At 63.5% G+C, this 11810-nt stretch carries 13 protein-coding genes and 1 pseudogene; all 14 read right to left on the bottom strand.

The features are described 5' to 3' along the window. Positions 1-645 precede the first annotated feature (645 nt). The 14 genes and pseudogenes from AC1DSF_RS22115 to AC1DSF_RS22050 all read right to left on the bottom strand — a co-directional run bounded on the left by AC1DSF_RS22115 (position 646) and on the right by AC1DSF_RS22050 (position 11809). A complete protein-coding gene (locus tag AC1DSF_RS22115; protein ID WP_478127769.1) occupies positions 646-1200 on the bottom strand; it encodes a hypothetical protein in 555 nt (184 codons plus the stop codon). A gap of 148 nt (positions 1201-1348) precedes the next feature. Beyond that, positions 1349-1594 carry a hypothetical protein gene (locus AC1DSF_RS22110; RefSeq protein WP_478127768.1) on the bottom strand — a complete coding sequence of 82 codons (246 nt, stop codon included), beginning with the start codon at positions 1592-1594 and terminating at the stop codon, positions 1349-1351. A gap of 25 nt (positions 1595-1619) precedes the next feature. Then, a complete protein-coding gene (locus AC1DSF_RS22105; protein ID WP_478127767.1) occupies positions 1620-1748 on the bottom strand; it encodes a hypothetical protein in 129 nt (42 codons plus the stop codon). Between the two features lie 123 nt (positions 1749-1871). Beyond that, positions 1872-3308, bottom strand: coding sequence for a DUF1254 domain-containing protein (locus AC1DSF_RS22100; RefSeq protein WP_478127766.1), 1437 nt, complete (start codon positions 3306-3308; stop codon positions 1872-1874). 263 nt (positions 3309-3571) lie between these two features. Further along, positions 3572-3832 (bottom strand): hypothetical protein, encoded by a 261-nt coding sequence (locus AC1DSF_RS22095; RefSeq protein WP_478127765.1) that lies wholly within the window; start codon positions 3830-3832, stop codon positions 3572-3574. Positions 3833-3863: 31 nt separating this feature from the next. Then, positions 3864-4463: a hypothetical protein gene (locus tag AC1DSF_RS22090; RefSeq protein ID WP_478127764.1), complete on the bottom strand. Its 600-nt coding sequence runs from the start codon at positions 4461-4463 to the stop codon at positions 3864-3866. A 12-nt stretch (positions 4464-4475) separates the two neighbouring features. Continuing rightward, on the bottom strand, positions 4476-5330 hold the full coding sequence (locus AC1DSF_RS22085) for a DUF2092 domain-containing protein (RefSeq protein ID WP_478127763.1): 855 nt from the start codon (positions 5328-5330) through the stop codon (positions 4476-4478). An 83-nt stretch (positions 5331-5413) separates the two neighbouring features. Beyond that, positions 5414-5962, bottom strand: coding sequence for an OmpA/MotB family protein (locus AC1DSF_RS22080; protein ID WP_478127762.1), 549 nt, complete (start codon positions 5960-5962; stop codon positions 5414-5416). Between the two features lie 326 nt (positions 5963-6288). Continuing rightward, positions 6289-7296 carry a YeiH family protein gene (locus AC1DSF_RS22075; RefSeq protein ID WP_478127761.1) on the bottom strand — a complete coding sequence of 336 codons (1008 nt, stop codon included), beginning with the start codon at positions 7294-7296 and terminating at the stop codon, positions 6289-6291. A 7-nt stretch (positions 7297-7303) separates the two neighbouring features. Beyond that, positions 7304-8946: pseudogene (locus AC1DSF_RS22070) on the bottom strand (3-(methylthio)propionyl-CoA ligase). 14 nt (positions 8947-8960) lie between these two features. Continuing rightward, on the bottom strand, positions 8961-9095 hold the full coding sequence (locus AC1DSF_RS22065) for a DUF1289 domain-containing protein (protein ID WP_478127760.1): 135 nt from the start codon (positions 9093-9095) through the stop codon (positions 8961-8963). Between the two features lie 91 nt (positions 9096-9186). After that, positions 9187-10023, bottom strand: coding sequence for an SDR family NAD(P)-dependent oxidoreductase (locus AC1DSF_RS22060; protein ID WP_478127759.1), 837 nt, complete (start codon positions 10021-10023; stop codon positions 9187-9189). A 27-nt stretch (positions 10024-10050) separates the two neighbouring features. Then, the gene (locus AC1DSF_RS22055) at positions 10051-10461 is read right to left on the bottom strand and encodes a carboxymuconolactone decarboxylase family protein (RefSeq protein ID WP_478127758.1); all 411 of its coding nucleotides are present in this window, start codon (positions 10459-10461) and stop codon (positions 10051-10053) included. A gap of 55 nt (positions 10462-10516) precedes the next feature. Next, a complete protein-coding gene (locus AC1DSF_RS22050; protein WP_478127757.1) occupies positions 10517-11809 on the bottom strand; it encodes an MFS transporter in 1293 nt (430 codons plus the stop codon). Position 11810 lies beyond the last annotated feature (1 nt).

Below are 11810 nucleotides of genomic sequence, written 5' to 3'. Positions count from 1 at the left end.
CTGATGCAGGGTCCATCCCTGCCTCCATCGCTCCCACATCAATGCCTTCTGGCTGTCCGTGTAGTAGGTTCGCGTCCGGTAAGCCATCTGCAACACTCCTTCTGCCTACGGCAGTCATCAGTGGGTTGCATCGACCGGTTGAATCCGCAGCCAGAAGGATTCCTTCGCGAACGACTGCTCCCCGGCGGTCTGGTTGCATCAACAATTCGGCCGCAACAAGCTAAAGAGCTTCTCGCGGCAGCCTGTGAGCATGACCACGTTGCTGGCTGGAACAGCCCACGGCAGTGCACAGGACAACTGTTCAAGCAGCTCCCAGATGCTCTTAGAGGATCACTGCCCCGAGACCGATCAGCAGGATGCCGCCGACGGCCTCTGCCCAGCGACCTGCAAGGTGGCCGGGCAGACGTCCCACCATCCCACCCATCGTCACCATGCAAAGGGCGCCAAGCCGATCGCCCCCGCCACCGGCAGGATGTTTACGTCCAAGAAGGCCAAGACCACTCCCACTGCCCCACTCCCACCGCCATTGCCTATCCGCGTCCCTACGCGATGGAATCCACGCGGTACCTGATCGAAGCGGCCCTCAACCCGGCGTTGAGACCACCAGATCTTCGCGCGAGTTCGCGACCCTGAAACGGTCTCAACTCAATTCCTCAATCGCTGACTCCGCTCGAAGAGCAGCCGCAGTAGGCGTCCTTCCCCCAGCTCCCTGCTCACCTCGCGAAAGGCAAAAAACGGCACCAGAGACACGGACATGATGATCGCCAGCGAGACGATGCCCTTGAGGTGACCGCCCGCCAGTTCCGGGAAGCTCGCGGCCACCGTCTTGCCGGATGCGACACCGACGATGATGCTTTCAACGACGTGAAAAACTATTAACAGCAATGCGAAGGCAAGGCTCTTTTTGACGATAGTCGCGATTGGACGCGACTGCGGTCCTCCTTGCGCGAAGCGCAGGCCCTCGGCGAGCAGCATGATCTTGGAGAGAACCAACGCGTTGATGAGAGCGAACCCTTGCAAGCGAAAATTCTGATGCTCCTGTGCCAGGAGAATCGACTGGTGTAGCGCGAACAGACCGAACATGACCCAAAGGTAAACGAACATTGCCGTCCATTCTTGGAGTTCGTGCTTGACTTTCTGCTTGGCGATCTGCCTTCGCGAATCTGCAGGGCTACTTTTGGATCCCGATTCGTGTGCCATTGAGAGCTCCGGCAATATTTCTGAGACCATGGGCTAGTTCAAGTGGCGCGCCTCGATTTCTTCCGCAAAGATTGGCACGCCGAGATTGCACGCTTGCATGCACAACGCAGAGCTTCAACACCTCGGGACCTGCGGATTCGCGACGCGACTAGTAGCGCCTGCGAGCGACAGCAGCGCCGTTCGGTCCGACGCAACCGGCCCGAGCGACGCCGGCAGCGCAGGTGACATGTGGTTGCGCGGCCGGAACTGGCTTCTTGACGACTGCGGCGCCGTTGGGACCCGCGCAGCCGGCGCGATAGACACCGCGCACGCACTCCACGGCCATCGAACTCTGAGCTGCGAAACTCAGAAGGCCGGCCGCTGCAGTTGCGGCAAGAATGTGACGATTGATCATTGAAGGCTCCGATATGCGGATTGAACTAACCCGCTGAAATGCGCTGGTCGTGCCAGCACGAGAACCGTTTCTCCGCGAACCGCTGCGCAAGGGCGGACGACCACTTGTTGAAGGCGTCCTGCGAGTAGCTCCAGCTGGTGAAGGAGCTGTTCATCCAGGCTTCTGCCGCCGTGTTCGCACATCCATTCCCAAAGTCTTGTGCGGACACCGCGCAGGCGGCAGGCCCTTGGAGATGAGATAGCGCACCGGCCCTCGGTGAAGCGCAATGCGCGCTCTTCTAGCTGACCTTCTGGACCACCGGTGGCACCCATGTCTTGTTGAGGACGGAGGGTGCTCCGGATTTTGGCCAGTACATCCGCAGCATCGGAATGAACTCACCCTTCGGCGTGGGTAGCCAGTTGGCTTCCTTGTCTTTGCCGGGAGACTGGGTTTGGAAGTAGAGAGTCAGCGAGCCGTCCGGGTTGAAGGTGGGCTTGTCCCGCATGCTGGCCGTGAACTTGTTCAGCGGATTCGGCACGAACCACCAACCGCCATCGATCATGTACATCGTGATCGACCAGAAGCCGTTCACCGGCGGAGTTTGGCCCTTCGGGAAGGTGATCGTGTACTTGTTGTCACCCGTCAGCTTGTTGCCGTCGCCGTCAACGAAAGTGTAGGGGTAAACGGCGTCTTCCTGCAGGTTCGCCGGCCAGCCAAAGGCGGCCACGATGGCGCGCTTCAGGTAGTCGGTGCCGTAGACACCCAGCCCGGTCGTGATGGTCCAGCCATTGGCCTTGTGCCCCAGCTTATCCTGGTTCGCCTCGATCCGCGCGAAGCCTTGCTTGCCGGTGTCCTTGATCGCTGACTGCACCTCAGGGTCGAGCTTGCTCGTCTCGAAGGGCTTGCAGGGCTCGATCCCCAGCTTGGCCATCCGCGCCAGGATCGCCTTGTCTTGCGCAGCCGGCGGTGCGTCCTTGCACATCAGGGTAGCCATCCTGTTGAAGTAGGCCGAAGTGTCCATCGCATTGATGACTTCCTGCGGCTTGGCCTTCATGTCGTAGCCCGCGGTGGTGTCCACTGCAGGGGCTTGGTATGTGAAGGTCTTGCCCCACGCCGAAAGCGGCGTCAGCTTGTACTGCGCCTGCAGCTCGTTGACCGTCTTGTAGTCGGCATCGCTGCCATCGGCATAGGTGCGCCCGAGGATCACCATGTAGCGGGTCTCGGACTTGATCTGCTTCATGCCGGCTGGCACTGTGCCGTGCCAGCCAGGGCCGGTCAGCAGATAGTTGGCTGCCTTCTCGCCCGCATTGCGCGTGCCGGGGGTGTCGAAGTCCTTCATCCACAGGTCGGTCATCTCGAACAAGTAGAAGCGCTTGCCCATGTCGGGATGGCTGAACACCACCGGCTGGGAGACGTCGACCCAGGCGATTGAATACAAGGTGTCGGCGTTCGGTGCCGAGACGGCACGGTAGTCGGCCGGTGGGTAGCGTGGGACGTTGGTGAACTGCCCAAGCGGAGAGGTCAGGCCCTCAGCCTTGGGCACATTGCTCATCTGGATGCGCGTGACATCGGTCGTGAGCAGCGAATAGCCGTAAATGTAGGAATCCTGGGCGATCTGCTGGGCTTCCTTGACCGACATCTTCCCTGCGGCCTGCGCAGTGAAAGATGTCATGGTCAAGGCCGTCACGATGGCAACCCCTGTGCTCAACGACAAGGCGAGTGATTTCGACTTCATGGAACATCTCCTCTCAAGTGATAAAACGACCAACATATCGGGCCCGGAAGAGCCCGAGACTCATACTGTCTTCTCGGCGGCATGACGATCTCGCTATTTCGGGAACAAGAGCTGCGCCTGAAGACGCATCGCCCACCTCGGGGCGCACCGCTCCGACGCCCTAGATCCATTCGCCGGAATTCTTCGGCGAGAAGAAGGCGTTGTCTGGATATCCCCGAGGCCAAAAGTTGATCCTTCTCCGGGCGCAAAGGGCGGCTGCCAGATTAGCGGCGCGATGGTCGCGTGATGAGGTTCCAGTCCGAGTTGAGGCTGAAGGGCACCACGGGCTGGATGTTCAGCACGTTCTGCGTCTTCTCCTGCGGGCCGGTATCGAAGTTGGTGTTGAGTTGGAACGGCACGCTGATCAGGCTGGCGAGAGGGTTCTGCGCCGCCTTGGCGAGCTCCTCGTTGCTCGTCTGAGCGAACGTGGATGCAGAGGCTGCACAGGCCAGCGCGGCGACCAGCGCCATTCGATTGTTTTTCATTGCTGGTCATTCAAGGGCAGGGCACTCGTGCTCAAGGCGCGGGCACCACGCTGTAGTACACGCCGTTGGCGCCATAGGCCGGCCTGAACCAGGTGGTCCCGACCTGGTAGTAGCTGACGCCGTTTCGGTCGGCGATCACCGCCCCGGCCGGCAGCGTCGCGTAGCTGACACCGATCGGGTACGCCGCAGGCACGACGGGTCGTGCCGCCGCGGTGGCGATCGCTGCGCCCGCAGCCACACCGACGACGGCGCCCGTGGCTACCGCGCCCGCGCAGTTGTAGCAACCGGCGTGGTAATAGGGCACGGCCACCGGCGGGTGATAGGGCGCATAGCCTGCTTCGCCATAGGCGGGAGGCCGGTAGGCGCTGACGCCGCCGGCCGTGGTGTGCACCGCGCCCGCGCCGTAGGCGCCGGTGGTGGTACCGCCATACCGGTTGGTATGACTGGTTGCCCCGGCCCAGCTGTGCGTGGTGCTGCCGCCAAAGGCGTTTTCGTGGGTCGCGCCGCCAAAGCCGCCTTCGGAGTGGCCGCCGAAACGGTTGGCGCTGGCCCACGCGGCCGCCGGCGCGTGGAATCCCGCGGCCATCACGGCGAAGGCGAGGAGCGGGAGCAGGGTTTTTGTGATCTTCATGGCGAGCACTCCTTATTGCGCCACGGCGGCCTTGGCGGTATTGGCACGCGAGGCCTTGGCTTGTGCGGGTGCCTTCGGAGCGGCGAACTCGATGCGCCGGGCATTGGCCGCGTTGAGCGAGGCGAAGGCCTCGGAAGCGACCACCGGGTCCAGCTTCCAGTTGGATAGCTCCAGGTCATGGCGCAGGCCCAGCGGGTCGCCACGGAACACCGCGCGCATCCTGCGTGGCAGCTTATCGTCGGCGCCGATCCAGATCTGCATGAACATGCTGTCGTTTGCGACGGCCACGATGTCGGTGGTCGTGCCGCCGATCACCTTCGATTGGCCGACGTAGAAAGCTGTCGTAAGGTCCTGAGTGATGTTCTTGAAGGGATCCGCGCCGACCACATCGGCAAATGGAAAGTAAATTGCGGCGCTGTCGAAGGCGGACTTCAGCATGGCGTCGATGGTGGGGGGTGCGGGCGCGACGGCGACCAGGTTCTCGGCCGGCGCGAAGGCGGTCAGAGTCTTGCCGTCGTAGTAGTACTCCGCGGCGGGGCCGTCGCCGAGGGTGATGACGCGCAGCTTGTCGGGCCGCTGCACAAGCACCTCGGAGGACGTAGAGATCGCCAATGCGGGCCCGACGCTGCTTGGACTCTCGTAGGTGACGACGGCCGTGAAGGCCATCGACTTCGCAGCCGCCAAACTCACGCCCATCGCGCGCAGCAATTCCATCGCCTTGGGTTCCAATTGGGAAGCCGCTTGTGCATTGGCTGCGGACTTGGGAGATTTAGGAGCGCTGGCCTGCTGGGCGAACGACACCGCTGTAGCCAACGCCACTGCGGTCGCGAGAACGAGTTGGCCTGCTACGCATCGAAATCGATTCATTTGCTGACTCCTGTGTTGGACCGCCCCTAAGGCGGCCCTTGATCAAAGCTTGAGGCAGCGCCAGGCAGCAAGCCGCCGATTTGCTACGGCCGACTGGCTGCCGAGATCACGATCTCGACGCGGCGATTCTTCGCCTTGCCCTGCGCCGTGTCGTTGCTCGCCACCGGGCGAGCTTCTCCGAAGCCCTGGGCCGAGATCGTGGCGGGCGGCACGCCCTTGGAGGTGAGATAGCGCACCACGTTGTCCGCGCGCGCCGACGACAGTTCCAGATTGGAGGGGAAGCGCACCTTCAGCGTACCGCCGATCGGCACGTTGTCGGTGAAACCCTGCACGATGACCTGCTGGCCCGGCAGGTTCGACAGAGTCGGCGCGATCTTGCCCAGAGTCTCTTCGCCCGTCGCGTGGAGAGTCCAGCCTCCTTCGGGGAACAGGATGTCGTTCACCATCGTCACCTTGAGCTGGTTCTGCAACTGTGTGATCTGTGCCTGGTCGCTGCTCAGTTCGCTCGAGAGCTTGGTGTTGAGCGCCGCATAGGTGTCGGCCGTCTTCACTTCGGTGTTGTAAGACTGCTTGCTCACGCAACCCACCGCGAGCGTCGCGGCGCATAGCGCCAGAATGAATTTGGATGTCATTCCTTCCTTCGGGTCGAGCGCTCGCGCGGGATCACATACACCATGCGGCCCATCAGCCGTCGAGCAGGCTCTATTCTTGACACGACAACAACAAAAAACACATCCCGGCCGCCACTTAACTGCACGTACGTGGTCGCCCCGCGAAATTCATTTCTAGGCCGGGCCGCAAGGTGTCGTGGCCCGCAAGAATGCGAATGAAAGGGCTGCCCCGTTCGACGGCATGCCTCGATCTTCCGTGCTGACGACATGAGCCGCCGCCAAGCCGAGCATTGATTGCATTTGAGGGAAACCATTGTTGATCTGACGCGATCGAGCCGTCGATCGCGTCAAGACGCCCAGCGCAACATCGCGAGCACGAGCGCGATGAGAAACACAGTCTCGCCGACCATCAAGGCCACCGGCTTCAGCCCGACGGTGGCCAGGTCGCGCAGTTGCGTCTTCATGCCGATCGCCGCGATCGCCGTCACCAGGCACCATTGCGAAAGATCGCTGCCCAGCTTGGTCAGGCTTGCCGGAATCCAGCCGGTGCTGTTGATCGCGACCAGTGCCGCGAAGGCCACGGCAAACCAGGGCAACAACGGTGGCCGGGGGCCGCCGGCTCCCTTGCCGCGAGCGCGGGTGCACATCACCGCAAACACGATCACCGGCAGCAGCATCGCCACGCGCATGAGCTTGACAAGAGTCGCCACGTCGCCGGTTTCGCGCGACATGCTGTAGCCCGCGCCGACCACCTGCGCTACGTCGTGGATGGTGCCGCCGAGGAAAACACCCGCCGCACGCGGGTCGAGCTCAAGGAGGTGGGCCAGCATGGGGTAGACGATCATCGCCAGCGTCGACAGCGCCGACACGCCGACCACCGTGAACAGCGTGGCACGCTCCTTCCCCGGATGCGCGGGCAGTGCCGCTGCCAGCGCGAGCGCAGCCGATGCGCCGCAGATGGCCGTGGCGCCGCCGGTGAGCAGCCCGAACAGGCTCTGGAAGCCCATCAACTTCGCGACGACCATCGACACGGAGATCGTCACCACCACGGAGACCACCACCAGCAGCACCGGATGCCAGCCCAGGGCCGCGACCTGGCCAATGGTGATGCGAAGCCCGAGCAGCGCGACGCCGCACCGCAGCACCTCGCGCGCGGTGAACCCGATGCCGGCTCCGCAGGCACCGTCGCTCGACAGGAAGTTCATCGCCATGCCCAGGATCAGGGCGAACAACATGACGGGCGCGCCATAGTGCTGCGAGAGGAATGTCGCGGCGGCTGCCACTACCAGGCTGGCGAGTACGCCAGGGAAGAGCGTGCGGCCGCGCGTCGGCAACGCCGCGAGAGTCGAGATCATGGTGGGGTCAGGCCGCAGCCAGAAGGTGGTCCTGGAAAACGTCCCGAAGCTTGTTCTTCTGCACCTTGCCGGTCGGCCCGAGCGGAATGCTGTCCACGAAGACCACGTCATCCGGCGTCCACCACTTGGCGATCCTGCCGTCATAGAAAGCGAGAAGCTCCTCGCGCGTGAGTTCGCCACCCGGCTTGCGCACGACGATCAGCAGGGGGCGCTCGTCCCACTTGGGATGCTTCGCCGCGATGCACGCCGCCTGAGCGACCGCCGGATGGGCCAGCGCGATATTCTCCAGGTCGATCGAGCCTATCCACTCGCCCCCCGATTTGATCACGTCCTTGCTCCGATCGGTGATCTGCATGAATCCGTCCGCATCGATCGTCGCGACATCGCCGGTCGGGAACCAGCCATTGGCCTCGGCATCGATCTGCAGAGGATTGCCTTCTTCGTTCCTGAAGTAGTTGCGCACCACCCAGGGGCCGCGTACGAGCAGGTCGCCGGCGGTCGCTCCGTCCCAAGGCAACGCGCAGCCCTGCAAGTCGACGATCTTCATGTCGACACCGAACACCGCGCGGCCCTGCTTGGCTTGCACGGCGTGCCGGTCCTGCGGGGACATCGCCAGGTGCCTGGATTTCAAGGCGCCGACAGTCCCGAGCGGGCTCAGTTCGGTCATTCCCCAGGCGTGCAAGACGGCCACGCCATAGACGTCCTGGAACTTGCGCAGCATCGCGGGCGGGCAGGCCGCGCCGCCGATGATGGTGCGCTTCATGGTCGAGAATTCCAGGCCGTTCTGTTCGAGATGCGTCAGCAAGCCTTGCCATACCGTCGGGACCCCGGCGGAGAGCGTCACCCGTTCGGCTTCGAACAGGTCGTGCAGCGACTTGCCGTCCAGCCCGGGGCCCGGGAACACCAGCTTGGCGCCCACCATGCACGCGATGTACGGGATGCCCCATGCATTGACATGGAACATCGGCACCACGGGCAGGATCACGTCTCGCGCCGAGCAGTTCAGCGCATCGGGCAGGGCAGCGGCAAAGGTGTGCAGCAACGACGAGCGATGGGTGTACAGGACGCCCTTCGGGTTGCCGGTCGTGCCTGACGTGTAGCACAGCGTGCTCGCGGTGTCTTCGTCGAAGGTCGGCCACGCATAGGCGGTCGAACTCTGTTCGATCAAGTCTTCGTGGCACAGCAGGTTCGCAATGCCACTATCCTGCGGCATGTGCGCGCAGTCGGTCATGGCGACAAGGCCTTGACCGTCTTGCAGCGCCTGACAATGGCCTTGACCAGAGGCAGGAAGCTCAGGTCGAAGAAGATGTACTGGTCTTCCGCGTGATCGGCGATATAGACGACCTGGTCTTCGGGCAGGCGCGGATTGATGGTGTGCATCACTGCACCCATGCCGGAGATCCCGTAATACAGCTCCATGTGGCGATAGCCGTTCCATGCCAGCGTGCCGACGCGCTCGGACGCTTTCACACCCAGACTGGTGAGGACATTGGCCATCTGGCGCTCGCGGCGGTGACAGTCCCGGTAGGTGTAGCGATGGATGTCACCCTCGACCCGGCGCGACACGATCTCCGTATCGCCGTGATGCCGATCGGCGTGCACGATGAGTGAGGAGATCAGCAACTGCCTTTGCATCATCAAGCCGTTCATTGCTCGTTCCACTTTCAAGATGTTGGGTTGTTGGAGTCATGCCGTTGCGCCGGCTGGGTGCCGCGGCGGCGTTGGAGTTGTGTTGCGAGATCGATGCGCTGCGACACGCTCATCCGGTCCCAGTGGGCGATCTCGGTGAGCGTTCTCATGCACCCCTGGCAATACCGGGCGTTCAGGTCCATCCTGCAGATATTCACGCAGGGGTTCGCGGGAAGATCGTGATGCGCCACGGGGTCGCGCTCAGATCACCGCGCCGCCATTCGGGCTGATCACCTGGCCCACGAGGTAGTGATCGCCCGCCAGATAGGTCACCATCGACGCGTACTCCGCCATCGTGCCCAGGCGCCCGGCCGGCACGACCTGCCAGAACTGGTTGCGCTTTTCCTCACCGGCGGCCTGAAAGTATTTCGTAAGCTCGGGAGTCGCCACGCCGCCCGGCGCCATCGCGTTGACGAAGACATTGGCGCCCGCCACCTCGGCGGCGACCGACTTGGTGAAGGCGATGACCGCGCCCTTGGTGGCGCTGTAGTGCGGGCTGTGCGCGCTCATCGCCGAGATGCCGGCAATCGACGCGATGTTGACGATCTTTCCATCGCGCTGCGGCTCCATCAGTTTGAGCGCTTCGCGGGTGCAATAGAACACGCCGTGCACATTGACGTCCCAGTAGCGATGCCATTCTTCGTCGCTCATGGCGCTGGTGAAGCCGAGCGACTGACGCGGCACCGGCGTAGTGATGTGGGCGTAGTGCTTGTTGCGGCGCTCGGCGTCGGCGGGCCCGCTCGGCACCAGTGCGGCATTGTTGACCAGGATGTGCAGCGTGCCGAAGCACTCGACGATGCTGCTGAACAACTGGGCGACTTCGCCGCTGGACGACACGTCGCAACGCAGCGCCAGGCACTGTGCGCCGGCCGCTTCGACCGCCCGCCGTGTCTGCTCCAGTGCCGGAATGTCGATGTCGCAGATCGCCACCCGCGCGCCAGCCTTGGCGAGGTCGATGGCGATGGCGCCGCCCAGCCCGCGACCGGCACCGGTGACGAGGGCGACACGCCCAACGAGATGCTGGCTTTGTCTTTGCATCGTGAGAGGTACCTTGGCCTTGTGCGTTCAGCCGGCCGCCTGGGCGATGGCTGTCCTGGCCTGTTCGATGGCCGCCAGTTCTTCCAGCAGGATCGGTGCCCCCAGGCTGCTGCTATGGATGCCGAGCACGCTCACCGCCTGCAGCACGGCATTGACCTCTTGCATGGTGGCGCCCAGTTCGAGCGCCTTGCGGATGTGACGGCGCGTGCCCGGCGCGTACATATGGGTGCACGACGCATCGACCGCAATGGCGATGAATTCCAGCACCTTCGGCTCGAGCACGCCCGACATGATCGGATGCATGCCCATCGCCATGAATTTCTCGGCCCATGCCGGGTCGAGTTCCGCGAAGGCATCCCAGGCCGGATTCCAGTTCCCGGTCGCGCGCAATTGGTCGCAGATCGGCGTGGTGCTGCTGCGGTTTGTCTCGTTGTTCATTTCATCATTTCCTTCATGGTGTCGAATTGTCAGATCGTCGAACGGGGCGGCGCATTCAGTGCGCCAGCGTCGGGCGTGCCGACCGGTCGAGTTGCGCTCGGCCCAGGCGCACCTGGCGTGCGGCGAGCCAGAACAACAGCCCGGCGCTGATGGTCAGGATGTCGGTCGCGAGCAGCACCGTGGTCAATGCGTGGGGGCTGCCGGCCTCAACCAGCCGGTCGCTCACCAAACCGACCGCCACGGTGCCGATCGCGAGGGCAAACACATTGATCAGCAGCATCGTGACGCCCGCGATGGTCGAGCGCATCTGTGCCGGCACCAAGCCCTGAATCATGGTGTTGGCCGGCCCATAGAGCGCCAGCGGCAGGAAGAAGCCTGCGCACATGCCTGCATAAAACAGCGCCGAACCGGGCGGCGCGAAGCGGTAGGCGATCATCAACGGCGCGCACGGCATGATCACCAGCACCATGAAGCTTGCATGGCCGCCCGGAAGGCGCTTGGCGAAGCGGTCGCTCATCACGCCGCCGACCACCGCGCCGAGCACGCCGAACACGATCTGCAACGCGCCGATGGACTTCGCGATACCGGCCGCATCGAAGCCGCGCTCGCGCACCATCCACAGTTGGGCGAATGAGAAACCCGCGAACACCATGTGCACCAGCACGAAGCCGACGATGGCGAATTGCAGGGCACGGTTGTGCCCGACCACCCCAAGCACTGCGCGCACCTGGGCAACAAAGGGCTGGCCCCGCTGCGGACCGGAATTCTTTTCGCGCCCTTGTCCGCGCTCCTCGCGCAGGAAGGCCAACGGAAGGGCGATCGCCGCCCCGACGATGCCGAGCACCGTGAAGGTCGAACGCCACCCGAGGCTCGCCCCCACCGTGCCGGCCAACAGGAAGCTCAGTCCGATGCCCAGCGGGATGCCCACGAAGAAGACGCCCATCGCCGTGCCCCGCCGCTTCTCGGAGAACAGTTCGGCCAGCAAGGCCACCGCAGCCGGGACAAGGGCTGCTTCGCCGCTCGCGACGAAGAAGCGCGCAACAGCCATTTGCTCAAAGCTCTGGGCATGCCCGGATGCCCAGGTGCAGGCGCTCCAGATCAGCACGCCGGCCGCGATGACCCTCGTTCGGCTGAAACGATCCGCCAGCGTGCCCATGAACATGGCCATGAAACCGAAGCTGAGCACCCAGACAGAGCCGACCAGGAATCCGTACTGCGCATTGCTGAGCGCCAGATCCTTGATGACCTGCGGCGAAAAGCCCAACAGCATGTTGCGGTCGATGTGGGCGAGCACGTGAATGACCAGCAGCGATGCAAGGACCGCGTTGGGACTTTTCTTCCAGAACATC

It is taken from the genome of Variovorax sp. 01N429 (genome assembly GCF_056399425.1).
This window is presented reverse-complemented; position numbering and strand designations above follow the sequence as displayed.